The following is a 24,087-nucleotide window of genomic DNA, read 5'->3' on the forward strand; positions in this document are numbered from 1 at the left end:
CGGCCGGCAGGGTTTTTTATTGCGATAACGACGTGCGGAACCGGGCCCGTCGATATCTGGCTTACATCGGCAGGGAGCCAAAACCACGCTTGCGCAGTGCCTCTGCGATCTCTTCCAGAATCGCCGGATCATCGATGGTTGCCGGCATTTTCCAGGGTATGCCGTCAGCGATCTTCTGCATGGTTCCGCGCAGGATTTTGCCGGAGCGTGTTTTCGGCAGGCGATTGACGGTGATGGCCGTTTTGAAGGCCGCGACCGGGCCGATCGACTGGCGGATCATCGCCACGACCTCCGATTCGATCGCCGGCGTTTCACGGGAAACATCGCGTTTCAGCACCAGGAAACCACAGGGCACCTGACCCTTCACCGCATCGGTCACACCGATGACCGCGCACTCGGCGACATCGGGATGGCGCGCGCAGACCTCCTCCATCGCCCCGGTGGAAAGCCGGTGACCAGCGCAATTGATGATGTCATCGGTGCGCGACATGATGAAAAGATAACCGTCCTCGTCGACATAGCCGGCATCGGCGGTCTTGTAGTAGCCAGGAAATTCATCGAGGTAAGCCGACCGGAAGCGATCGTCGGCGTTCCAGAGGGTCGGCAGGCAACCCGGCGGCAAGGGCAGCTTTATGACGATATTGCCGAGCGTTCCCGACTCGACCGGGTGACCGGCATCGTCGAGCACCGCGATGTCATAACCGGGCATCGGCAATGTCGGTGAGCCATGCTTGACGGGGAGGGCGCCAAGACCAAGCGGGTTGGCGGCGATCGCCCAGCCGGTCTCCGTCTGCCACCAGTGATCGATGACCGGAACGCCGAGCATGCGCTCCGCCCATTTCAGTGTCTCTGGGTCCGCCCTCTCACCGGCCAGAAATAGTGCCCGGAAATCCGGCATTGGATATTGTCGCAGCAGTTCGCCCTCACCATCCTCCCGCCGAATGGCGCGGAATGCGGTCGGTGCCGTAAAGAGCACACGCACCTTGTATTCCGAGACGACCCGCCAGAAGACGCCGGCATCCGGGGTGCCGACCGGCTTTCCCTCGTAGATCAGCGTGGTCACGCCCGCGATCAGCGGTGCATAGACGATGTAGGAATGGCCGACGACCCAGCCGATATCGGACGCCGTCCAGAAGACCTCTCCCGGCTTCAGCCCGTAAATATTGCGCATCGACCAGTTGAGCGCGACCATATGGCCGCCATTGTCGCGCACCACGCCCTTCGGCTGGCCCGTCGTCCCAGAGGTGTAGAGGATATAGAGCGGATCGGTCGCTTTGACGGGAACACAGGCCAGCTCCGCGCCGCGATGGCGCGCCACCGCCGCCTCGAAATCCTGATCGCGGCCGCTGACGAGATCTGCCGGAAGCTGCGGCCGCTGCAGCACCAGGCAGCGCTCCGGCTTCATCCGTGCAAGCTCGATCGCCTGATCGACCAGCGGCTTATAGGCGACGACTCGGCCGGGCTCGAGGCCGCAGCTCGCGGTGATCACCAGCTTGGCGCCGCTGTCGTCGATGCGCGCGGCAAGCTCGCTGGCGGCAAAGCCGCCGAAAACGACCGAATGGACCGCACCGATGCGAGCGCAGGCGAGCATCGCAAACACCGCCTGTGGCACCATCGGCATATAAAGGATCACGCGGTCGCCTTTGCCGATGCCGAGCCCGAGCAGCGTCGCGGCGATCGCCTTCACCTCGCCAAGCGCCTCGTCATAGGTGAAGCGGCGTTTCTCGCCGCTCATCGCGCTGTCGAACAGGATCGCCGTCTCGCCCCCGCGTCCCGCCATGACATGCCGGTCCAGACAATTGTGACAGGTGTTGGTTTCCGCACCTGAGAACCAGCGGCCATAGGCGCCGTCATCGGGCGAAAATATCCGCTCCGGAGGCGTGAACCAGTTGATATCGGTGGCCGCTTCGCGCCAGAAGCCTTCGGGATCGCCTTTCCAGGCCGCATAGACTTGATGATAGCCGTTTTGCATCTGCTCCTCCCCAGGACATGCAAGCCTCGATATCAATTTAGGCTGGGCCGGGGAGGACGGAAAGCCCGACGAAAGCAGGTATCAGCGCGCGCCGAAAATCGCCGATCCCACCCGTATGCTGGTGGCGCCGAAGGCGATCGCCGTCTCGTAATCGCCCGACATGCCCATGGAGAGTTTTTCGACGCCGCATTTCAGTGCGAGCTTTGCCAGCAGGGCGAAATGCGGCCCGGGATTTTCGTCGGCCGGCGGAATGCACATCAGCCCGTCGATGGCCAGGCCGAGCTCATCGCGGCAGAGGGCGACGAAACCAGGCGTATCCTCGGGAGCGATGCCGGCCTTCTGTGGCTCCAGTCCGGTATTGACCTGGACGTAGAGCCGCGGCGTCCTGCCTTGCCGCTTCATCTCTTCGGTAAGGGCGCGGGCGATCTTTTCGCGGTCCACCGTCTCGATGACATCGAAAAGCGCCACCGCATCCGCCGCCTTGTTCGATTGCAGCGGCCCGATCAGGTGCAGTTCGATATCAGCATGCTCGGCCTTCAGATCAGGCCATTTGCCCTGGCTTTCCTGTACCCGGTTCTCACCGAACACCCGCTGCCCCGCCTCGATCGCCGGGCGGATCGCATCCGCCTCGAACGTCTTCGATACGGCGACGAGCTGAACGGAACCAGCCGGACGGCCTGCCTGGCGTTCCGCCGCCGCGACCCGCGACCGCACGTCATTCAACCGCTCTTGAAGGTCCATCATTCTGCCTCGACATATCTCAGTGAAAAGAATTGGCAATGAACTAGCCAGCCATTCCGTGCTTGCCAAGACCCGCTCCGGCGAAATCGCTTCGGCGGCATGAAGATCGGACGCTTGCAACGCCTGCAAAACTTGACGCTACGGTGGTTTCATGGTGAAGGTCTCGACCAACTCCCCTGATTTTCTGGAATTCTGAATACCATGGCCACCGAACGTTATAATCCGCGCGACGCCGAGCCCCGCTGGCAGCAAAAATGGAACGAAGAGAAGGTCTTCGAGACCGACAATTCGGATCCGCGCGAAAAATATTATGTCCTCGAAATGTTCCCCTATCCCTCGGGGCGCATTCATATGGGCCATGTCCGCAATTACGCCATGGGCGACGTGGTCGCCCGTTACAAGCGTGCCCGGGGCTATAACGTGCTGCATCCGATGGGTTGGGACGCCTTCGGCATGCCGGCGGAAAACGCCGCCATGGAGCGCGGTGTGCACCCCGCGTCCTGGACCTACCAGAACATCGCTTCGATGAAGGCGCAGTTGAAGGCCATGGGGCTGTCGCTGGACTGGAGCCGCGAATTCGCCACCTGCGACGTTGACTATTACCAGCACCAGCAGCATCTGTTCCTGGACTTCCTGGAAAACGGTCTGGTCTACCGCAAGCAGTCGAAGGTGAACTGGGATCCGGTCGACAATACCGTTCTTGCCAACGAACAGGTGATCGACGGCCGCGGCTGGCGCTCCGGCGCGCTGGTCGAACAGCGCGAACTGACGCAGTGGTTCTTCAAGATCACCGATTTCAGCCAGGACCTGCTGGACGCGCTGGATACGCTCGACCAGTGGCCGGAAAAAGTGCGCCTGATGCAGAAGAACTGGATCGGCCGTTCCGAAGGCTTGACGGTCCGGTGGGAGATCGTGCCGGAGACGGCGCCCGCCGGTGAGACCGAAATCACGGTCTATACGACACGGCCGGATACCTTGTTCGGCGCCTCCTTCCTGGCGATCGCCGCCGATCATCCGCTGGCCAAGGATGCGGCGGCGAAGAATGTCGAGATCGAAGCCTTCTGCGAGGAGTGCCGCCGCGCCGGCACCTCGCTCGCCGCGCTCGAGACCGCCGAAAAGAAGGGCATGGATACCGGCATCCGGGTCAGGCATCCGCTCGATCCCTCCTGGGAACTGCCGGTCTACATCGCCAATTTCGTGCTGATGGATTACGGTACCGGCGCGATCTTCGGCTGCCCGTCGGGAGACCAGCGCGACCTCGATTTTGCCCGGAAATATGGCCTGCCGGTTGTGCCGGTCGTCATGCCGAAGGATGGTGACGCCGCAAGCTTTTCCGTCGGCGACACCGCTTATGACGGCGACGGCGTGATGATCAATTCGCGTTTCCTCGACGGCAAGACGACGGAGGAAGCCTTCAATATCGTCGCCGACCGGCTTTCGGCGGCTTGCCTCGGCAATGCGCCGCAGGGCGAGCGGATGATCAATTTCCGCCTGCGCGACTGGGGCATTTCGCGCCAGCGCTACTGGGGCTGCCCGATCCCGGTCATCCATTGCGACGCCTGCGGGGTTGTGCCGGTGCCGAAGAAGGATCTGCCGGTCAAGCTGCCCGAGGACGTAACCTTCGACCAGCCCGGCAATCCGCTCGACCGCCATCCGACTTGGCGTCATGTCGCCTGCCCGAACTGCGGCAAGGACGCTCGCCGCGAGACGGATACGATGGACACCTTCGTCGATTCAAGCTGGTATTTCACCCGCTTTACCGCGCCATGGGAAGCCAAGCCGACCGATCCTGAGGCGGCTAATCGCTGGCTGCCGGTCGACCAGTATATCGGCGGCATCGAGCATGCGATCCTGCATCTGCTCTATTCCCGTTTCTTCACCCGCGCGATGCGCGAGACCGGCCATGTCGCCGCCACCGAACCCTTCAAGGGTCTTTTCACCCAGGGCATGGTGGTCCATGAGACCTATAGCCGCGGTTCCGGCGCCAGCCGCGAGTGGGTGGCTCCCGCCGATATCCGTATCGAGGAGATCGACGGTAAACGCCGTGCCTTCTTGCTGGCGTCAGGCGAGGAGATCGCCATCGGCTCGATCGAGAAGATGTCGAAGTCGAAGAAGAACGTCGTCGATCCGGACGATATTATCGCCTCCTATGGCGCCGATACTGCCCGCTTCTTCGTTCTGTCCGATTCGCCGCCGGAGCGTGACGTCATCTGGTCCGAGGCCGGGGTCGAAGGTGCCCATCGCTTCACCCAGCGCCTGTGGCGTCTGATTTCCGAAGCCGCTAACGGCCTGTCGAGCGTTGCCCCCGCACCGGCAAGCGAAGGGGAGGCTCTGGCAGTCTCGCAGGCGGCGCACAAGACGCTGAAGGCCGTTCAGAACGATTACGACAAGCTTTGGTTCAACAAGGCCGTCGCCCGTATCTATGAGCTCGTCAATGCGCTCGCCGCGCCGCTGACGAGGGTTGCGGCGGGTGAAGGCGATATCGCCTATCGTGCCGCCGTGCGTGACGCTGCCGAGATCCTGATCCAGCTCGTCGCACCGATGACGCCGCATCTTGCCGAGGAATGCTGGGCCACGCTCGGCAATGCCGGGCTGCTCGCCCGCACGGAATGGCCGCGCTACATGGAAGCGCTGGTCATGGAAAATGACGTCATTCTGCCCGTCCAGATCAACGGCAAGAAGCGCGCTGAATTGACAATTTCTCGCGACGCAGATCAGAATGCCGTCACCAACGCCGTGCTGGAACTGGATGCGGTGAAGAACGTGCTGAACGGTCAGGCGCCGAAGAAGATCATCGTGGTTCCCCAAAGGATTGTGAACATTGTCGTCTGATATCACCCGCAATGCCGGCATCGCCATGATCCTTGCCGCCTCGGCCTTTCTTGCGGCCTGCCAGGTTCGGCCGCTTTATTCGGAGAACTCGGGTGTTGCGGAAAAGCTGTCCTCGGTCGGCTTTTCCGATGCGGCAAGTCGCGTCGAGCAGCAGGTGCGCAATCACCTGATCTTCCTGGCATCGCGAGGCGCCGGCGAAGCGGTAAATCCACAATATCACGTCCAAATGCGCGCTACATCGATCGTCGCCGATACACTGCTGCGTCAATCCGGCGATACCTCCCGCGCCGGTCGCGTCACCGTCACCGTCACCTATACGCTGAGCTCGGTAGCCGATGGTCGCGTGATCAAGGCCGGCAGTCGCCAGACGACGGCTCTGGTCGATTTCTCCGAGCAGGAATTCGCGAAGCAAAGGGCGATCCGCGATGCCGAAAACCGCGCGGCCGACCAGGCGGCGGAATTCGTAGGAGCCGATCTCGCCGCCGCCCTCAGCCGCTGAGGGCGGGGCAGTGGCTGAAATCAAGTCCCATGAATTCGAGACTTTCCTGCAGAAATCGGCGGGGAATTACCGGATTTTCGTCATTTACGGGCCGGACCGCGGTCTGGTTTCCGAACGGGCCGGCCAGATCGCCGGCAAGACCGGCGTCGCGCTCGATGATCCTTTCTCGATGACCAAACTCGATATCGGCGATCTGCAAAAGGATCCCGGACGGTTGCTTGACGAGGCTCAGTCTATCGGGCTGTTCGGCGGCGAGAAACTCATCTGGATCCGCGGTGCCGCCAACGAGAAATACCTCGTCGACTCGCTGGCGGTGCTGGCTGAAAAACCGCTCGAAGCCGCCCACCTGATCGTCGAGGCCGGCGATCTGAAAAAAGGATCCCTGCTTCGCAAGACTGCGGAAGCCATGCGATCCATCATGACGATCCCCTCCTACGCCGACGACAGCCGCGCTCTGAACGGCTTGATCGACGCTGAACTCGGGGCGGAGAAGCTTGGTATTACCCCGGCGGCCCGTCAGGCGCTGATTGCACTGATCGGCGGTGATCGCATCGCTTCTCGTAACGAAGTGCGCAAGCTCGCCCTCTATTGCAGCGGCCTCAACACGGTTGAGGAACATCACGTAACCGAAATAATTGGCGACGCCAGCGCGATATCCGTCGATGACGCCGTCGATGCTATCCTCGGCGGTGATCTCCACGGTTTCCTACATGCCATGCAAAAGATCAGCAGTTCAAAAACCGCGATCTTTCTGGTACTGCAGGCCTGTCTGAAGCAATTCCAGCTTCTGGACATGATGCGCGCTGAAATGGAAGAAAAAAGGGTACAGGCGCCTCAGGTCATGCAGACGATGGGTCGGCATCTGCATTTTCGTCGCAAGCCGATCATCGAGCAGGCACTACGCCACTGGTCGGCGGAAAACATTGCGCGTGAATCCAATCGCCTGCAAGCGGCGATCCTCCAGAGTCGGCGGCGACAGGTGCTGGAAGACAGCGTTGCAATGCAAACACTTCTCTCCACCACCCTTCAATCCGGCCGCAGATCCGCGTGATCATCGCCTTTCCAGCAGGCGGCAGACTTCCTCGAGCTGTTCCAGCGACTTATAAGCAATCTTGATCTGGCCGCCGCCGGATTTGTGATTGATTGAAACCTCAAGCCCAAGGGCATCAGAAAGCGTTCGTTCGAGCGCCAGCGTATCCGAATCCTTCTGATCACGACGCAAGGCCGGCTGCTGCGGCTCCGATTGCGCCTTGATATTGTTCTGCGCCAACTTCTCGGCATCACGCACCGACATGCCCTTGGCGACGATGGTGCGGGCAAGGCTTGCCGGGTCGGGTGTCGAAACAAGCGCGCGTGCATGTCCGGCCGAAAGGCTGCCGGCAGCAAGAAGATCGCGAACCGGATCGGGCAATTTCAGCAAACGCAACGAGTTGGCGACATGACTGCGGCTTTTGCCAATGATCTCGCCAAGATCATTTTGGGTATAGCCATACTCGGCGATCAGCTGCTCATAGCCCAATGCCTCTTCGAGAGGATTGAGATCGGCTCGCTGCACGTTTTCGACAATCGCAATCTCAAGCGCGGTCTTGTCGTCAACGTCCCGAATAATGACGGGGATTTCAATCAGGCCGGCGAGCTGAGCTGCACGCCAGCGCCGTTCACCGGCAATGATTTCATATCGGTCCTGCGACATCGTCCGCACCACGATCGGCTGAACGATGCCGTGCTGGCGGATGGAACTCGCAAGGTCGTGCAGTTCGGTGTCGTCGAAGAAACGGCGCGGATTGCGCGGATTACGGTTGACGAATTCGATCGGAATCATCCGGTCGGCGCTGACGGTGCGTTCAGCTTCGACCGGAACAGGCTGATCCATTTCACCAATCAGTGCTGCAAGGCCGCGACCCAGTCGTCTTTTCGATACGTCGTCATTCATATTCTACACTCACCTATACCCCGGAAATGATCTTACGCGGCCAGTCTCTGGCGCTCACGCTGAATGACCTCGGAGGCCAGTTGCAGATAGGCCTGGCTACCCGCACATTTCAGATCATAGAGAATAGCAGGCTTGCCGTAGGATGGCGCCTCGGACACCCGGACGTTACGGGGGATTAACGTATGATAAACCTTTTCCCCTAGATGGGTCCGCACATCATTGACCACCTGCTGGGCCAAATTGTTACGCGCATCGAACATCGTCAAAACGATGCCCTGGATGTCCAGCCGCGGATTTACTGTCCGCCGAATCTGACTGACGGTCTCGAGCAGCTGGCTCAGCCCCTCCAGCGCAAAGAATTCGCATTGCAGCGGCACCAGCACCGAATGGGCGGCCGCCATGGCATTCATCGTCAGCAGATTGAAAGAGGGCGGGCAATCCAGAAGAATATAGGAGAATGCCATAGCCTCGGGAGAGGACAGTGCCTTCCGCAATCTAAACACCCGATCGCTCTGCTGCGAGATCTCCATCTCGATGCCGAGCAGATCCATGGTCGAAGGAACGATGAAGAGGTTGGGAACGGCTGTCTCCAGCGTCACGTCGCCGATCCCGCGTTCGCCGACCATCAGGTCATAGGAGGAGAGCTTGCGATCACGACGGTCGATACCCAGGCCGGTGCTGGCATTGCCCTGCGGATCCAGATCGATGATCAGGACACGCTCGCCGATGGCGGCCAGCGCCGTTGCCAGATTGATTGCAGTGGTCGTCTTGCCAACGCCACCTTTCTGATTTGCGATGGTTATTATCCGATGTCGTTCGCCAGCCATTGCTGCAATATCCGATCTGTTAAACCAAGCGCCGGAGATTGGATACTTCCAAAATCACGGATTCCTGCTCGACGGCGCTCTCATGTTCTATCAGATCGAATTCCCACCGACCACGGGCTTCGGCAATTTCTCTCAGGTAATCCCGGCCTTTGTGAAAAAACCCCCGGCAATTTTCCTTGCCAAGCATCCAGGGGGCTGTATAGGCGATCAACCCATCAAGATCGGCAAGGGCTCGCGCTGAGATCGCTTCGCAATCGCCGATCTCCGCATAGGCGTCTTCGATTCGAGTGGCGTGTACGCTTCCCCGTGCATTCGTCTCTCGTAGCGCCGTTCGCAAGAACGCAGCCTTTTTGTGGTTGCTTTCGACAAGATGCACCCAACCGTCTTGCAGCTCTGCCAGGAAGATGGCGGTAATCACACCGGGAAAGCCGCCGCCACTGCCGAGATCAACCCAGGTGACAGGCCGCGGGCAGATCTGAAAAATCTGACTGCTATCAGCGATATGGCGGCGCCACAGTGCATCGAGCGTCGACGGCGCCACCAAGTTGATCGTTTTGGCCCATTTTTGAAACAGTGTCGCAAAATGTTGAAGTCGTTCCTGTGTTTCACGTGAAACACGCAAACCGTTCAATTCCATTCTCACAGACTCTCACATCTTGTATCAGGCGCTTTGGCGTTCGAATCCCTGCTGCCGACGCAAGTGCACCAGCAACAGCGCAATGGCGGCGGGGGTCATGCCCTCGACAATCGCCGCCTGGGCAACGTTGAACGGGCGAGCAGCATTGAGCTTAGCCTTAAGTTCATTCGAAAGCCCGGAGAGAGCGTCATAATTGAAATCCGCCGGTATCCGCCGCTCCTCGTCGCGCTGCTGGTCGGCAATCGCCGCCGCTTGCCGATCGAGGTAAACCGAGTAACCCGCCTCAATCTCCAACGCCTCCATGACTTTTGGCCGGAGCCCACCCAATTCTTCCGGCCAAACCTGTCGAAGTGCGGCGAAATCATAGGCCGGATAGGACAAGAGATCGTAGGCCGTCCGGCGCTGGCCATCGAGGTTGATGTTCAGGCCCGCCCGTCGCGCCTGGTTGGGCGTCACCGTCAGCGCCATCAGTTGGGCGCGGCCAGCGTCAATCTCGGCCTGATAGGCCGTGAATCGCTCGGCGCGCTCGGCGCCCACACATCCAAGCTCCATTGCCAGCGGTGTCAGCCGCGCGTCCGCGTTGTCGGCGCGCAAAGTCAGGCGGTATTCCGCACGCGAGGTAAACATTCGATACGGCTCCGTAACGCCACGCGACGTCAGGTCGTCGATCATCACGCCAATATAGGAGCTTGTACGGCTGAAATGGAACGGTTCCGAATCGGAACTGCGTAGTGCGGCATTCAATCCAGCTGCCAGTCCCTGGGCCGCGGCCTCCTCATAGCCGGTGGTGCCATTAATCTGGCCCGCGAGGAACAGACCTCTCAGTCGCTTGACCTCAAGCGATGGGGTAAGCTCTCTTGGATCGACATGGTCATATTCGATGGCATAACCCGGCTGCAGTATCTTGGCAGATTCGAGGCCCGGAATGGTCTTGATGAAAGCAGCTTGAACTTCGGCCGGCAGCGACGTCGAAATGCCGTTCGGATAAACCGTGTCGTCATCCAGTCCCTCAGGTTCAAGAAAGACCTGATGCCCGTCGCGTTCTCCGAATTTCACCAGCTTATCTTCGATGGACGGGCAGTAGCGCGGCCCGACGCCTTCGATCTGGCCGGAATACATCGCCGAGCGCTTGATATTCTCGATAATGATGCGGTGTGTCGCCTCGGTCGTCCTGGTAACGCCGCATTCAACCTGCCGCGTGGTGATGGAATTCGTCATGAGGGAAAAGGGCACAAGTTCCTCATCCGCACCCTGTCGGCCGACGGAGTCCCAGTCGATCGTCTTGCCATCAAGCCGGGCCGGCGTTCCGGTCTTCAACCGTCCCAGCCGCAGCCCCAACCGCGCCAGGGTGGCGGACAGGCCGATCGACGGAGCTTCGCCGACACGACCAGCAGGCGTCTTTGCAGCGCCGATATGAATAAGGCCGCGCAGGAAGGTGCCGGTTGTCAAGACCACCGCCGGCGCCTGAAGCCGTCGACCGTCTTTCATGATGACGCCAGCAACACGGCCATCGAGCACATCGAGATCAAATGCGTCGCCCTCGATAATGTCCAAGCCTGGCATTGCTTCGATTGCGGCGAGCATCGCCAGCCGGTAAAGCTTTCGGTCTGCCTGGGTCCGTGGACCCCGCACAGCGGCGCCCTTTTTGCGGTTCAGCATTCTGAACTGGATGCCGGCAACATCGGCAACCCGGCCCATCAGGCCATCCATCGCGTCGATCTCACGAACCAGATGTCCCTTTCCGAGCCCGCCGATCGCCGGATTGCAGGACATGACCCCGATCGTGTCTCGTCTGTGAGTAACCAGCGCAGTTTTCGCACCGAGGCGCGCAGCCGCACTGGCTGCCTCGGCCCCTGCATGGCCGCCGCCGATGACGATCACATCATAGCCACTATCGGTCATATCAAAACTCCAAAACAGCAGGGTTTCACGTGAACCTGAGAGGCGCCGCCGGAAAAGGTTTCACGTGAATCACTTGCCGATGCAAAACTCCGAGAAGATCACGTCGAGCAGCTGTTCGACATCCACCCGCCCGGTAATTCTCCCCAGGTATTCAGCCGCAAGCCGAAGCTGTTCGGTGCGCAGTTCAAGATCTGCGTCAATCTCCGAGATTGCCGCGTCGAGCGCCGCCAAACATTTCGTCAGCGAATCCTTGTGCCGCTGCCGGCTGGGGATGGCCAGAGACAGGCCACTGAAACGCTCGGCGACAATGCCCCCGATCAGCTGGCGCAACTCCGACAGACCGTCACCGGTCAGCGTCGAAATCTGCAGGTCATAGCGATCCGAACCAGTTTCAACGAGATCCTTCTTCGTTCCGACAGTAACATGGGGCAAAGTCTGCTCCAAGTCGCCGGGAATCAACGGATTGCTCATGTCGACCAATAGCAGCGCAAGATCGGCATCACGAAGCGCAACACGCGCGCGTCGCACGCCCTCCATTTCCACCCGGTCGTCCACCTGGCGCAGACCGGCGGTGTCATAGAGTTTGACAAGATAGCCGTCAATATCGAGATCGACTTGCAGCACATCACGGGTCGTTCCGGCAATGTCCGTGACGATTGCGACGTCACGCCGGGCCAGAGCGTTCAGCAGGCTCGATTTTCCGGCATTCGGAGCGCCGGCGATCACCACTTTAAAGCCGTCCCTGATGATTTCGCCCGCCGAGGCCGATTTGAGATGAAGGCCAATATCGTCACGAAGCCGCTTCATGTCGGTCCAGACCATATCCGAGACGGAACCAGGAACGTCGTCTTCGTCGGGGAAATCAAACTCAGCCTCGATCAGGGCCCGAGCACGGGTTAATCGTTCCGCCCACGAATCGTAAATTGCCGAGACACCGCCGGCACTCTGCTCCACGGCAAGACGACGCTGCATTTCTGTTTCGGCGCCGATCAGGTCGGCGAGCCCCTCAACCTCGACAAGATCAAGCTTGCCGTTTTCAAAGGCCCGCCGCGAAAACTCGCCTTCGTTGGCCATACGAACACCTGGAATATCGCCGAGTTCGGAGAACAATGCCGCCAGCACGGCCTTACTGCCGTGGATCTGCAACTCGGCCACATCCTCGCCGGTGAAGGAGTGCGGGGCGGGAAAAAACAGCACCAAGCCGTTGTCGATCGGCTGGCTGTTACGAGTCCGAATCGTTCTGTAGGAAGCCGATCGGTCCGCCGGCACGGATCCCGCCAGCCGGGCCAATATATCTCTGGTCAGCGGACCGCTGACGCGGACGACTGAAACACCCGAGGGCGGAGCACCGCTCGAAAGCGCATAGATGGTATCATTCAACATGGCCATGCGTCCGGTTTTCAGTTCGAGTCCGAATCGATTCCCTCAAACAAAAAGCTGGCGACATCGAGACGATACGCCAGCTCTCACAATCGGAATCCGGCTAAGGATTAGGTATTCATCGAATCGAAGAAGTCCGAATTGTTTTTCGTCTGTTTGAGTTTGTCGATCAGGAATTCGATCGCATCGGTGGTGCCCATAGGCGCAAGAATACGGCGTAGAACGAAGATCTTCTGCAGATCCTGGCGCGGAACAAGAAGGTCCTCCTTGCGTGTGCCGGACTTCAGAATATCCATCGCCGGGAAGATGCGCTTATCGGCAACCTTGCGGTCAAGGACGATTTCGGAGTTGCCGGTACCCTTGAACTCTTCAAAGATGACTTCGTCCATGCGGCTGCCCGTATCGATCAACGCGGTAGCGATGATCGTCAGAGAACCGCCTTCCTCGATGTTGCGCGCGGCGCCGAAGAAGCGCTTCGGCCGCTGCAGCGCGTTGGCATCGACGCCACCTGTCAGAACCTTGCCGGAGGAGGGAACGACCGTGTTATAGGCGCGGCCCAGACGTGTAATCGAATCGAGCAGGATGACGACATCGCGCCCGTGCTCAACCAGACGCTTTGCTTTTTCGATGACCATTTCGGCCACCTGGACGTGACGCACCGCCGGTTCGTCGAAGGTCGAGGAGATAACCTCGCCGCGGACCGAGCGCTGCATATCGGTCACTTCCTCGGGACGTTCGTCGATCAGGAGAACGATGAGATAACATTCCGGATGGTTGGCCGTGATCGAGTGCGCGATGTTCTGGAGAAGCACGGTCTTACCGGTCCGCGGCGGCGCGACGATCAGTCCGCGTTGGCCCTTGCCGAGCGGCGCCACGAGGTCGATCACACGCGGCGACAGATCCTTGGAGGTCGGGATCTCGAGTTCCATCTTGAAGCGCTCGTTCGGGTAGAGCGGCGTCAGGTTGTCGAAATGAACCTTGTGACGAATCTTTTCCGGATCGTCAAAATTGATGGTGTTGACCTTCAGCAGCGCGAAATAACGCTCGCCTTCCTTTGGCCCGCGGATCGGTCCCTCGACCGTGTCGCCGGTTTTCAGCGAGAAACGGCGGATCTGCGACGGCGAGATGTAGATGTCGTCGGGACCGGGCAGGTAGTTTGCGTTCGCCGAACGCAGAAAGCCGAAACCGTCCTGCAGCACCTCGACGACCCCTTCGCCGATGATTTCCACATCCTGGCTGGCAAGCATTTTGAGGATCGCAAACATCAGCTCCTGCTTACGCATCGTGCTTGCATTCTCGACCTCGAGCGATTCGGCGAAAGCCAGAAGATCCGTCGGGGATTTGCTCTTAAGTTCCTGAAGCTTCATTTCAGCCATGAAGTGACCAATACTCTTTTCAATTTCGAAGGGGAAAGGCGATGTTGGGTCGTATTCGGTACTGCGAAAGGGGCTCGCAGACGACTGAAATCTACACACATGCCACGTAGATGAGATGCGCGGAAAATAGCGACTCGTTATCGCCGCCGCAAGGGGGCTGCTTAAAATGAAGCAAATTTAACCTGAGAGAGGATTTCTCGTCAGAACGGCTTCACCACGACGAGGATCACGATCGCGATCATCAGCAATGTCGGCGCCTCGTTCATGAACCGCCAGTAGCGCGCAGAACGGCGATTTTCATCCCGCTCGAACGCCCGCACGGCGCTGCTGAAGAACATATGGATCGCGGTCAGCAGCACCACCAGACCGATCTTCGCATGCAGCCAGCCGCCCTGGAACCCGTAGACCGACCAGGCGAGATAGAGACCGAAGATCCAGGTCAGCATCATCGCCGGCGTCATGATGATGCGAAGCAGCCGGCGCTCCATCACCTTGAAGGTTTCCGACTGCACCGAGCCTGGTTCGGCCTCCGTATGATAGATGAACAACCGCGGCATATAGAACAGCCCTGCCATCCAGGAGATGACGGCGATGATATGAAGCGCCTTGATCCAGAGATAGAGATTGTCGGGATTCCAGGCGAAAAGCCCGACCGCCATCAGCGCGAAGAAGGACAGGGCAAAATGCGCGCGGCGCCGGGCGTAAGCGCCAGCTCTGCGGTCCGTCTCTTTTTCCATCGTCACGCCCGGGGCATCCGTAAACCCCGCACGCGCTCGACCAGCAAACGCACCTGTTCGGGGTCGGCTTGCGGCGTGATGCCGTGGCCGAGATTGAAGATCAGCGGTCCATTGCCGAGATGATGAAGAATATCGTCGATACCCTCTTCCAGCGCCAGGCCGCCGGCAACGACGCGCATCGGATCGAGATTGCCCTGAACCGGACCATCCTTCTGAAGATCGGCGGCAAAGGCCAACGGAACGGACCAGTCTAGACCGATCGCATCCGTTCCAGTCTTCTGGCGATAGGTCTTCAGCTGGTATCCCGCACCCTTGGCGAAGGCGATAATGCGCGCCTGCGGCCGTCGCGCCTTGATCGAGGAGATCATCCGTGCAACCGGCTTGACAGCGAAGGCGTCGAACTCTTTCTCACCGAGAACACCCGCCCAGGAATCGAAAATCTGCACGGCATCGGCGCCGGCATCGATCTGCGCCACCAGATAATCGGCCGAAACGTCGGCAAGCAGCATCAGCAGATGCTCGAAGGCGCGGGGATGTTTGTAGGCGAAGAGACGGGCAGGGGCCTGATCCGCGGTGCCATGGCCGGCGATCATGTACGTCGCAACCGTCCAAGGCGCGCCGCAGAAACCAAGCAGAGCCGTTTCTTCAGGCAATTCGTGCCGCAACCGCCGCACCGTTTCCAGAACCGGTCTGAGATAATCGACAACGTCGTCGCCGTTCAATCTGCCGATGCCCGCTTCATCGATTGGATCCATCTCCGGTCCGTGACCTTCGGTGAAACGAACATTCCGCTTCATCGCGTCGGGAATGACGAGGATGTCGGAAAATAGGATCGCTGCATCGAAGCCATAGCGGCGGATTGGCTGCAAGGTCACTTCGACGGCGTAATCGGGCGTGTAGCAGAGATCGAGGAAACTGCCGGCCTTTGCCCGAGTCTCCCTGTATTCCGGCAGATAGCGTCCAGCCTGTCTCATCAGCCAGAGAGGAGGAGGGAAAACGCATTCGCCGTCGAGAACCCTCATGATCTTTCGCCGCGTATCGCTCAAGCGCGTCTTCCCTATAAAAAATCAAAGATATTTTAAAAGGTTTCTATTTCTTAGAGTCGGTGTCTATCAAGGATTAAAATCCATCCACTGCCGATGCCATTTGTCGCGTGTTCGAAGAGAAACTCGAAAGAATTTCTCCATTCCCGTCAATTTCCGGGGAAAATCTGAATCCGAAAGCGATTCCAGATCCTTGCCGGGAGACGTGTTTTTTCGCGCCTGTGGATAGGCTGTGGGTGGCTGGACGACAAGTTGATTTCATCCCCAGCCTCCACAGGAGCGATCGAAACCGGTTAGCAAAATTCGAAATGTGGATAAGCAGGCATGTTTTCCCTTGCTCGAGGCAGCCTCGCCGCCTTAGCTCTCCATCATCCAGTCTTTTCAACAGGCAGCGGAAAATAACGTGGAGAACAGAACGAACTTCTTTCATCTGCACCTGATTTCTGACTCGACCGGAGAGACTCTCATCTCCGCCGGCCGCGCCGCTTCGGCTCAGTTCAGATCCGCTCAGCCGATCGAGCATGTCTATCCGCTGATCCGCAATCGCAAACAACTGCTGCCGGTTCTTCAGGCGATCGATGATGCGCCCGGGATCGTGCTCTACACGATTGTCGACCGCGATCTGGCGAGCCTGATCGACGAACGCTGCGTCGAGATGGGGGTCGCTTCCGTCAATGTCTTGGAGCCGGTCATGAACGCGTTCCAGATCTATCTCGGCGCCCCGTCCCGCCGCCGGGTCGGCGCCCAGCATGTGATGAATGCCGGTTACTTCGCACGCATCGAGGCGTTGAACTTCACCATGGATCATGACGACGGCCAGATGCCGGATGACTACAATGATGCCGATGTCGTCATCATCGGGATCAGCCGGACATCGAAGACGCCGACCAGCATCTATCTCGCCAATCGCGGTATCAAGACCGCGAATATTCCGATCGTCTACGGCGTACCCTTGCCGGAGAGCCTGCTCGCAGCAACAAAACCGCTGATCGTCTGCCTGATCGCCACCACCGACCGCATTTCCCAGGTCCGGGAAAATCGCGTGCTCGGGACGACGCAAGGTTTCGACCGGGAGCACTATACCGATCGAGCCACGATCTCGGAGGAGCTGAAATATGCCCGCTCCCTCTGCGCCCGCCACGGATGGCCGCTGATCGACGTTACTCGCCGCTCAATCGAGGAAACGGCGGCCGCCATTGTTGCCCTCCGCCCGAAGCTGCGCTAAGCGCAGACGAAAAGCCGGGAGTGGGAGAATCCATGACACCGAAACTCATCCTTGCATCGTCAAGCCCTTTTCGGCGAATGCTGATGGAAAATGCCGGTCTCTCCTTTGAGGCACATCCCGCTGAGATCGACGAAAGGGCGGTTGAGGCGCCGCTGGAAAAAGCCGCTGCGAAGCCGGATACCGTCGCCTGCATCCTGGCCAAGGCTAAAGCCGAAGACGTCAGCACCCGTTTTCCCGAGAGCCTCGTCATCGGTTCGGATCAGACGATGTCGCTCGGCGACCGCGTTTTCCACAAACCGAAGGACATGGCCGACGCAGCGAACCATCTTCGCGCCCTGTCGGGCACGACCCATCGGCTGAACAGCGCCATCGCTTTCGTCCGCGGCGGCGCCGTTTTGTGGGAGTATGTCGGCCATGCGGAACTGACGATGCGACCCTTGACGGAAGATTTCATCGCCAGGCACTTGGCGCGGGTCGGTGAACGTGCGCTCTCCAGCGTCGGCGCCTACCAGCTGGAAGGCGAGGGCATTCAACTCTTCGAGAAGATCGAGGGCGACTATTTCACCATACTGGGGTTGCCGATGCTTCCGCTCCTGAGAAAATTGCGAGAATTCGGAACGATCGATGGATGATTCACGTGAAACACTGGGGCCGAACGCGTTTGTCACTGGCTTTCCCGTCAAGCATTCACGCTCGCCGCTGATCCATGGATACTGGCTGAAGAGACTTGGCCTGCCGGGCAGCTACTGCGCCCACGAGGTGGCGCCGGATGCCTTTCCGTATTTCATTGCCTCGCTGAAAGACGGCAGTTCCGGTTTTATCGGAGGCAATGTCACCATCCCCCACAAGGAACTTGCCTTCCGGCTCGCCGACAAGCCGGACGATCTGGCGCATGAGCTCGGTGCCTCGAATACGCTCTGGTTGGAGAATGGCCTCCTGCACGCCACCAATACCGACGGCCGCGGCTTCACCGCCAATCTCGACGAGCGCCATCCCGGCTGGGACCGTCATGATACGGCCGTGGTCTTCGGCGCCGGCGGCGCAAGCCGGGCGATCATTCAGGCGGTCCGCGATCGTGGCTTCAGGGAAATCCATGTCGTCAACCGCACCGTCGAACGCGCGCGCGAACTGGCCGATCGCTTCGGCCCGAGAATTCGAGCCCATCCGGTGGGCGCGCTTGCCGACGTCATGCATGGCGCTGGCCTCTTCATCAACACGACCTCGCTCGGCATGGATGGCGAAGCGGCGCCGTTGATCGATTTTGCGCCGCTTGCAGCAGATGCCGTCGTCACCGATATCGTCTACGTCCCCTTGAAGACACCGATCCTGAGACAGGCGGAAGAGCAGGGACTGTCGGTCGTCGATGGTCTCGGCATGCTGCTGCACCAGGCTGTTCCCGGTTTCGAAAAATGGTTCGGCGAGCGCCCTGTGGTTGATGCGGCACTGCGAGCTCTGATCATTGCTGACATGGAAGCGCACTGATGCTGAAGATCGGACTCACGGGCTCAATCGGAATGGGCAAGTCGACGGTCGGCAAACTCTTTGCCGAAGCGGGAATCCCCTTGAACGATTCCGACGCTGTGGTCCACGATCTCTACTCCGGGGAGGCAGCGCCGTTGGTGAACGCCGCTTTTCCCGGCACGATGACGGATGGAGTGGTCGACCGGCATGAGCTAGGCCGCCAGCTCGCGCTTGATCCCGAAGGCTTTAAACGTCTCGAAGCGATCGTTCATCCGCTGGTTCGCAAACGGGAAACGGAATTTCTGGCGCGACAGCAGGCCGCCGGCGCTGAAATGGTGCTGCTCGATATTCCGCTGCTCTTCGAAACCGGCGCCTGGGAAAGAGTGGATGTCATCGTCGTCGTCAGCACCGATCCACAGATTCAGCGTCAGCGGGTGCTTGCACGCGACGACATGACCGAAGAAAAATTCGATATGATTCTCGCTCGCCAGACCCCGGATGCGGAAAAACGACGCCGCGCCGATTATCTGGTCGACACCAGCCACAGCATTGCCGAGACGCGGGCGCAGGTGCTTGAGATCATCGCCGAACTGAAAATGCGGATTGCCAAGGGAGATTTCCGGAATGCGTGAGATCATCTTCGATACGGAAACCACCGGCCTCGATAACCGCGCCGACCGTATCATCGAAATCGGCGGTATCGAGCTCTTCAACCATTTTCCGACCGGCAACACGCTGCATATCTACATCAATCCGGGAGACCAGAAGGTCCATCCGGATGCACTTGCGGTACACGGCATCACCGATGAATTCCTGAAGGACAAGAAGCCTTTCGCCGCGGTGGCCGACGAAATCCTCGCCTTCTTCGGCGACGGCAAGTGGATTGCTCATAACGCGACCTTCGATATGGGCTTCATCAATGCCGAATTCGCGCGCATTGGTTTGCCGCCAATCTTGCCGGACAAGGTGGTCGATACGCTGTCGATGGCGCGGCGCAAGCACCCGATGGGACCGAACTCGCTCGACGCCCTTTGCCGGCGTTACGGCATCGACAACTCGCACCGTACCAAACACGGCGCGCTGCTCGACTCCGAACTATTGGCCGAAGTCTATATCGAGATGATCGGCGGCAGACAGGCAGCGTTCGGCCTGAGCATATCGGGTCAACCCGGCCAGGCGGCCCGCGGTGAAACGGCGATGGAAGACGATATGGCGTTTGCTGCGGCGCTCGAACGCCCTCGTCCGCTTGGCTCCCGCCTCAGTCAGTCCGAAGCACAGGCGCATGAGGCGCTGGTCGCCAAGCTCGGCGAAAAGGGCATCTGGGCGAAATACGCCAGCTCGAATTGAAAATGCCCGGGACCGGCCCGGGCATCCGCATGTCAGAATCATAAGAATTCGATCAGTTCGGAACGGCCTGAACCTTGGCGCGGGCCTGTTCTTCGGCAACGCGCTGAGCGAACATCTGCGTGAAGTCGATTGGGTCGATCATCAACGGCGGGAAGCCGCCATTGCGGGTCACGTCGGCGATGATCTGACGGGCGAAGGGGAAGAGCATGCGCGGGCACTCGATGAAGAGTACCGGCAGCATGTGCTCCTGCGGGAAGCCGGCAACGCGGAAGACGCCGCCATAGACGAGTTCGGTGTGGAACACCGTCTTGTCGCCGTCCTTGGCTTCGGCATTCAGCGACAGCACGACATCGAAATCCGTGTCGGAAAGCGGGTTGGCGTTGACGTTCACATTGATGTTGATCGTCGGCGCCTTGTCGCGGGCCTGCAGAGAACGCGGCGCACCCGGATTTTCGAAGGAGAGGTCCTTGGTATATTGCGCAAGGATCGAAAGAGTGGGGTTCGTCGCACCGTTGCTGTTGTTATCGTCTGCCATTGGCTTTTCCTCGAAGGGCATGGGAATGGTGCCGCCATCTAACATTTCGGGGAGGGGCTTACAACCCTGGGCGCAAGCCGCACCCTATCGCCGGCAAAGCCTCAGTCACCGAGATGTTTGCCGGACCATGGCGAGTTCCGGTTCGGCTCTCTATGATAGTCCTCCTCGTCGAGATCGACCACCTTTGAATTCGGGTTGCGATCGCGGAAACCAGGTTTCGGGCCAGCGCCAAAGCCGCCCTTGGCGTTGACGACGACGAAGCGTTTGGCGATCGATCGCCAGACGAAATCCCGCAGCGGCGGAATGAGAATGAGGATGGCGATGATATCCGTGAGGAAGCCGGGAATGATCAGGAGCAGCGCGGCAATGACCGTCATCGCCGGCTTCAGCAGATCGCGTCCGGGCATGACGCCGTTCCGTCCTTCGCTCGACATGCGCCGCAGGATACCGATCCCCTGCCGGCGCAGCAAGACCACGCCGAGGAGGAAGCTCGCCATGACGAGCGCAAGCGTCAGCGCCAGGCCGATCGCCCGACCGACGACGACGAAGCCGGCAATTTCGCCAAGCGGTAGCAACAGAATGAAAGCCGGCAGAATTGAAAAACGCATGGTCGTCATGTCCCGGGCTTACCGGTCTCCTCGTGGCGCCGGCGAAGATGCCAGCCATGATTTGAATCATCTGTATAGGCGGACTATATGGGAGTACAAATCAGAGATGTTAACGGCGGTTGCGACAGGATATGAGTTCGAACGACTTCATCACATTATTCTTCCTGGTGGCGGCGGTGCTGATTTTCTTTCAGCTCCGTTCCGTGCTCGGGCGCCGCACTGGCAATGAGAAGCCGCCGCGCGATCTCTATAGCCCGCGCGATGCGGCTCCGCCCGAGGCCGCTGATGCCGGTAAGGTCGTGACCCTCCCGCGCCGTGATGCGACAGCCGACGATGAGGATCGCTTCTCCGCCATCGACGCCTTCGCCGCACCGGGGACACCGCTCAACGAATCGCTGCGCGCCCTGAACAAGGCCGATCCTTCCTTCAGCCCGAAGGAGTTTCTGAACGGCGCCCGCATGGCCTACGAAATGGTCGTCATGGCCTATGCCGATGGTGACCGCAAAACGCTGAAGAGCCTTTTGTCCCGCGAGGTCTATGACGGGTTCGAGGCGGCCATCGCCGAGCGTGAAACCCGGGGCGAGAAGGTCAAGTCCACCTTCGTCGGTATCGACAAGGCCGAAATCACCCATGCCGAGACGAAGGGCAGCGAAGCACAGATCACCGTGCGCATCGTCAGCCAGCTGATATCGGCGACTTACGACAAGGCGGATGTCCTGATCGAGGGCGACGCCGAAAACGTCGCCGAGGTCAACGACCTCTGGACCTTCGCCCGCGACACCCGCTCGCGCGATCCGAACTGGAAACTTGTGGCGACCGAATCGGAACATGAGTGATCAGGCATCGGACTTCGTCCTGCAAGCCATCAGCTTCGATCGTTTGGAAGGCTGGAAGGATGATGATCCCTCCGGCCTTTTTGAAGTGATGCGACACTGCCGGCGGCAGATCACCGACGTCAAACCCTACCGCACCGGGTCGCTCGGCCTGAGCGCGGAGGACTTGCTTCCGCTTCTGATGGACGCTGAAAATTTTACGCCGTCGTCGCCGGCAGCGGCGCGCACTTTTTTCGAAACGCGTTGCCTGCCCTTTCTGATCCGCCGCAAGGACGGCAAGTCCGGTTTCGTCACCGCCTTTTACGAGCCGGAGATCGAGGTATCGGATCGGCCAAACGAGGTTTTCCGTTTTCCCTTCTACAGCCGTCCGAACGATCTGATCGATCTCGATGACGGCAATCGTCCGGCCGAATTGGATGGATCCTATGCTTTCGGCCGACTGCATGACGACGGCCGCATTGGCGCTTATCCGGATCGCCGCGAGATCGATCAGGGCTTTCTCGACGGCCGCGGCCTCGAAATCGCCTGGGCGAAATCGAAGGTCGATGTTTTCTTCGTCCACGTGCAGGGCGCCGCGCGCCTGCGTTATCGAGACGGGCGTATCGGCCGTATCACTTACGCGGCAAAAGCAGGGCATCCCTTCTCGGCAATCGGCAAGCTCTTGATCGACCGCGGTGAAATCGACCGTGGCGAGATTTCCATGCAGTCGATCCGCGCCCGGCTAGCCCGCAATTCCGAGCGGGTGGATGAGGTTCTATGGCATAACCGCTCTTATATTTTCTTCCGCGAAACGCCCTCGCGGGCTATCAGCCTGCGAACCGCTGATACTGAGGCCGGTCCGATCGCCGCCGCCAAGGTGCCGCTTCTCGCCGGGCGCTCGCTTGCGGTCGACCGGCTGATCCATACCTTCGGTTTCCCCTTTTTCATCCGCGCCGACAGCCTCACTCATCTTGATCATGGCCGCCCCTTCCGCCGGCTGATGCTGGCGCTCGATACAGGCTCGGCGATCGTCGGGCCTGCGCGCGGCGATATCTTTACCGGTTCGGGGGACTTGGCCGGAGAACGCGCCGGCACCGTCCGAAACGATGCCGATTTCGTCATCCTCATCCCCAACGCCGCCGCCGGACGTTTCAACTGATGGCCAGGGATCGCAAGCTCAGCGCCGATGAGAGGATTCTGTGGGGCAAGGTTGCCCGCAGCACGCGGCCGATGCCCGGCAAGGCGAACGAGTTGACCGAGCTTGACGCTTTTCTTGCCGAAACCGAAGCGGCAGCCGAACGGCAGACAGCCGAAAAGCAGACCTCCGTTTCGCCGACGGCGGCACAGCCGGCCCCACCGTCGACGCCGAGACAGCCGGCTAAGGTGCACCATCCGCTGGAAAGGCCGGTCAAGCGCAAGATCGCCAAGGGCCGTCTGGCGCTCGAGGCGCGCATCGATCTGCATGGCCTGGTGCAAAGCGAGGCCCATGTCATCCTCCTCGATTTTTTGATCCGCGCCCATGAGCGCGGCATGCGCCATGTGCTTGTCATCACCGGCAAGGGCAGCTCCCTGGGCAGCGAAGGTGCATTGAAGCGGGCCGTCCCCCTGTGGTTCTCGAAGCCCGAATTCCGCTACCTGATCTCCTCCTACGAGTCCGCCGCGCAGCATCATGGCGGCGACGGCGCGCTCTATATTCGCCTGTCGCGGCGGCATGGGGAAAAGCCATGACTCCCTTCGGAGAGGCGGTTCGCAGGCTGAGAGCCCGCAAGGGCGTCTCGCAGAAGGAGATGGCCGAAGCGCTGAACGTCTCCCCCGCCTATCTCTCGGCGCTCGAACATGGCAAGCGCGGCCTGCCGACATTCGACCTGCTGCAGCGCATCGCCGGCTATTTCAACATCATCTGGGACGAGGCCGAGGAACTGTTCCTGCTTGCCCGTTCCTCCAACCCCCGCGTCGTCATCGACACGTCGGGCCTGCCGCCGGAATATACCGAATTCGCCAACCGGCTGGCCCGGCGGATCCGCAGCCTTGACAGTGCAGAGATAGGCCGGCTATCGGCTGTTCTCGAAAATGACGGCAAAGGCGACGGAAAAGCGTCATAATCCCCTGTTTTATGGCTTGTTCAGGGGACTTGCCATTGGGAACCGGGCTCAAAAAACCTATATACGAGAGTGAAGAAAGCCGGTGATTCGCAGGGCGCGCCGCCGCTTTACGACAACA

24 protein-coding genes are annotated in these 24,087 nt (G+C 59.9%); 12 read left to right on the top strand and 12 right to left on the bottom strand.

The window, feature by feature from the left end; genetic code table 11:
* Positions 1 to 61 precede the first annotated feature (61 nt).
* Both HJC00_RS09400 and HJC00_RS09405 read right to left on the bottom strand, forming a co-directional pair.
* A complete protein-coding gene (locus HJC00_RS09400; protein ID WP_221163890.1) occupies positions 62 to 1,972 on the bottom strand; it encodes a propionyl-CoA synthetase in 1,911 nt (636 codons plus the stop codon).
* A gap of 81 nt (positions 1,973 to 2,053) precedes the next feature.
* The gene (locus HJC00_RS09405; protein ID WP_221154883.1) at positions 2,054 to 2,713 is read right to left on the bottom strand and encodes a YggS family pyridoxal phosphate-dependent enzyme; all 660 of its coding nucleotides are present in this window, start codon (positions 2,711 to 2,713) and stop codon (positions 2,054 to 2,056) included.
* A 201-nt stretch (positions 2,714 to 2,914) separates the two neighbouring features.
* Here HJC00_RS09405 and leuS point away from each other — a divergent pair, with 201 nt between their 5' ends.
* The 3 genes from leuS to holA are packed head-to-tail and all read left to right on the top strand — an operon-like array spanning position 2,915 to position 7,095.
* The gene (leuS, locus tag HJC00_RS09410; RefSeq protein ID WP_221163891.1) at positions 2,915 to 5,545 is read left to right on the top strand and encodes a leucine--tRNA ligase; all 2,631 of its coding nucleotides are present in this window, start codon (positions 2,915 to 2,917) and stop codon (positions 5,543 to 5,545) included.
* Positions 5,535 to 6,044 (top strand): LPS assembly lipoprotein LptE, encoded by a 510-nt coding sequence (lptE, locus tag HJC00_RS09415; protein WP_210632785.1) that lies wholly within the window; start codon positions 5,535 to 5,537, stop codon positions 6,042 to 6,044. The genes leuS and lptE overlap by 11 nt, the downstream gene beginning before the upstream one ends.
* A gap of 10 nt (positions 6,045 to 6,054) precedes the next feature.
* Positions 6,055 to 7,095 carry a DNA polymerase III subunit delta gene (gene holA, locus HJC00_RS09420; RefSeq protein ID WP_221146290.1) on the top strand — a complete coding sequence of 347 codons (1,041 nt, stop codon included), beginning with the start codon at positions 6,055 to 6,057 and terminating at the stop codon, positions 7,093 to 7,095.
* Here the strand turns inward: holA and HJC00_RS09425 are convergent, their stop codons facing one another.
* The 8 genes from HJC00_RS09425 to hemE form a co-directional block, all read right to left on the bottom strand.
* Positions 7,096 to 7,977 (bottom strand): ParB/RepB/Spo0J family partition protein, encoded by an 882-nt coding sequence (locus HJC00_RS09425; protein WP_221163892.1) that lies wholly within the window; start codon positions 7,975 to 7,977, stop codon positions 7,096 to 7,098.
* 32 nt (positions 7,978 to 8,009) lie between these two features.
* Positions 8,010 to 8,804: a ParA family protein gene (locus tag HJC00_RS09430; protein ID WP_210632788.1), complete on the bottom strand. Its 795-nt coding sequence runs from the start codon at positions 8,802 to 8,804 to the stop codon at positions 8,010 to 8,012.
* 19 nt (positions 8,805 to 8,823) lie between these two features.
* Positions 8,824 to 9,441, bottom strand: a complete 618-nt coding sequence (gene rsmG, locus HJC00_RS09435; RefSeq protein WP_210632789.1) for a 16S rRNA (guanine(527)-N(7))-methyltransferase RsmG — start codon at positions 9,439 to 9,441, stop codon at positions 8,824 to 8,826.
* A gap of 24 nt (positions 9,442 to 9,465) precedes the next feature.
* Positions 9,466 to 11,343, bottom strand: coding sequence for a tRNA uridine-5-carboxymethylaminomethyl(34) synthesis enzyme MnmG (gene mnmG, locus HJC00_RS09440; RefSeq protein ID WP_210632790.1), 1,878 nt, complete (start codon positions 11,341 to 11,343; stop codon positions 9,466 to 9,468).
* Positions 11,344 to 11,412: 69 nt separating this feature from the next.
* Positions 11,413 to 12,732, bottom strand: coding sequence for a tRNA uridine-5-carboxymethylaminomethyl(34) synthesis GTPase MnmE (mnmE, locus tag HJC00_RS09445; protein WP_221146292.1), 1,320 nt, complete (start codon positions 12,730 to 12,732; stop codon positions 11,413 to 11,415).
* Between the two features lie 101 nt (positions 12,733 to 12,833).
* Positions 12,834 to 14,099, bottom strand: coding sequence for a transcription termination factor Rho (gene rho, locus HJC00_RS09450; RefSeq protein WP_003589536.1), 1,266 nt, complete (start codon positions 14,097 to 14,099; stop codon positions 12,834 to 12,836).
* A gap of 200 nt (positions 14,100 to 14,299) precedes the next feature.
* Positions 14,300 to 14,836, bottom strand: a complete 537-nt coding sequence (gene hemJ / locus HJC00_RS09455; RefSeq protein ID WP_210633054.1) for a protoporphyrinogen oxidase HemJ — start codon at positions 14,834 to 14,836, stop codon at positions 14,300 to 14,302.
* Between the two features lie 2 nt (positions 14,837 to 14,838).
* Positions 14,839 to 15,882 (bottom strand): uroporphyrinogen decarboxylase, encoded by a 1,044-nt coding sequence (hemE, locus tag HJC00_RS09460; protein WP_221163893.1) that lies wholly within the window; start codon positions 15,880 to 15,882, stop codon positions 14,839 to 14,841.
* Between the two features lie 400 nt (positions 15,883 to 16,282).
* Between hemE and HJC00_RS09465 the strand changes: the two genes are divergently transcribed.
* Genes HJC00_RS09465 through dnaQ form a run of 5 tightly spaced genes read left to right on the top strand, consistent with a single transcriptional unit; the run spans position 16,283 to position 19,912 of the window.
* Positions 16,283 to 17,104, top strand: coding sequence for a pyruvate, water dikinase regulatory protein (locus HJC00_RS09465; protein ID WP_210632793.1), 822 nt, complete (start codon positions 16,283 to 16,285; stop codon positions 17,102 to 17,104).
* 32 nt (positions 17,105 to 17,136) lie between these two features.
* Positions 17,137 to 17,736 (top strand): Maf-like protein, encoded by a 600-nt coding sequence (locus HJC00_RS09470; protein ID WP_221163894.1) that lies wholly within the window; start codon positions 17,137 to 17,139, stop codon positions 17,734 to 17,736.
* Entirely contained in the window at positions 17,729 to 18,586 is an 858-nt protein-coding gene (locus HJC00_RS09475) for a shikimate dehydrogenase (RefSeq protein ID WP_210632795.1), read from the top strand. The genes HJC00_RS09470 and HJC00_RS09475 overlap by 8 nt, the downstream gene beginning before the upstream one ends.
* A complete protein-coding gene (coaE, locus tag HJC00_RS09480; RefSeq protein WP_221163895.1) occupies positions 18,586 to 19,197 on the top strand; it encodes a dephospho-CoA kinase in 612 nt (203 codons plus the stop codon). The genes HJC00_RS09475 and coaE overlap by 1 nt, the downstream gene beginning before the upstream one ends.
* Complete coding sequence (dnaQ, locus tag HJC00_RS09485; protein WP_221163896.1) at positions 19,190 to 19,912, top strand: DNA polymerase III subunit epsilon; 723 nt, start codon at positions 19,190 to 19,192, stop codon at positions 19,910 to 19,912. The genes coaE and dnaQ overlap by 8 nt, the downstream gene beginning before the upstream one ends.
* Before the next feature lie 52 nt (positions 19,913 to 19,964).
* Here the strand turns inward: dnaQ and secB are convergent, their stop codons facing one another.
* Together secB and HJC00_RS09495 are read right to left on the bottom strand one after the other, a co-directional pair.
* The gene (gene secB / locus HJC00_RS09490) at positions 19,965 to 20,447 is read right to left on the bottom strand and encodes a protein-export chaperone SecB (protein ID WP_011423412.1); all 483 of its coding nucleotides are present in this window, start codon (positions 20,445 to 20,447) and stop codon (positions 19,965 to 19,967) included.
* A 101-nt stretch (positions 20,448 to 20,548) separates the two neighbouring features.
* Positions 20,549 to 21,055 (bottom strand): FxsA family protein, encoded by a 507-nt coding sequence (locus HJC00_RS09495; RefSeq protein WP_282615116.1) that lies wholly within the window; start codon positions 21,053 to 21,055, stop codon positions 20,549 to 20,551.
* 131 nt (positions 21,056 to 21,186) lie between these two features.
* Between HJC00_RS09495 and HJC00_RS09500 the strand changes: the two genes are divergently transcribed.
* Genes HJC00_RS09500 through HJC00_RS09515 form a run of 4 tightly spaced genes read left to right on the top strand, consistent with a single transcriptional unit; the run spans position 21,187 to position 23,969 of the window.
* Complete coding sequence (locus HJC00_RS09500; protein ID WP_210632799.1) at positions 21,187 to 21,891, top strand: Tim44/TimA family putative adaptor protein; 705 nt, start codon at positions 21,187 to 21,189, stop codon at positions 21,889 to 21,891.
* Positions 21,884 to 23,026 (top strand): murein transglycosylase A, encoded by a 1,143-nt coding sequence (locus HJC00_RS09505; protein ID WP_221163897.1) that lies wholly within the window; start codon positions 21,884 to 21,886, stop codon positions 23,024 to 23,026. Before HJC00_RS09500 ends, HJC00_RS09505 begins: the two co-directional genes overlap by 8 nt.
* On the top strand, positions 23,026 to 23,595 hold the full coding sequence (locus tag HJC00_RS09510) for a Smr/MutS family protein (protein ID WP_210632801.1): 570 nt from the start codon (positions 23,026 to 23,028) through the stop codon (positions 23,593 to 23,595). Before HJC00_RS09505 ends, HJC00_RS09510 begins: the two co-directional genes overlap by 1 nt.
* The gene (locus HJC00_RS09515; protein ID WP_210632802.1) at positions 23,592 to 23,969 is read left to right on the top strand and encodes a helix-turn-helix domain-containing protein; all 378 of its coding nucleotides are present in this window, start codon (positions 23,592 to 23,594) and stop codon (positions 23,967 to 23,969) included. Before HJC00_RS09510 ends, HJC00_RS09515 begins: the two co-directional genes overlap by 4 nt.
* Positions 23,970 to 24,087 lie beyond the last annotated feature (118 nt).

It is taken from the genome of Rhizobium sp. NLR22b (assembly GCF_019685295.1).
Lineage (GTDB): Bacteria > Pseudomonadota > Alphaproteobacteria > Rhizobiales > Rhizobiaceae > Rhizobium.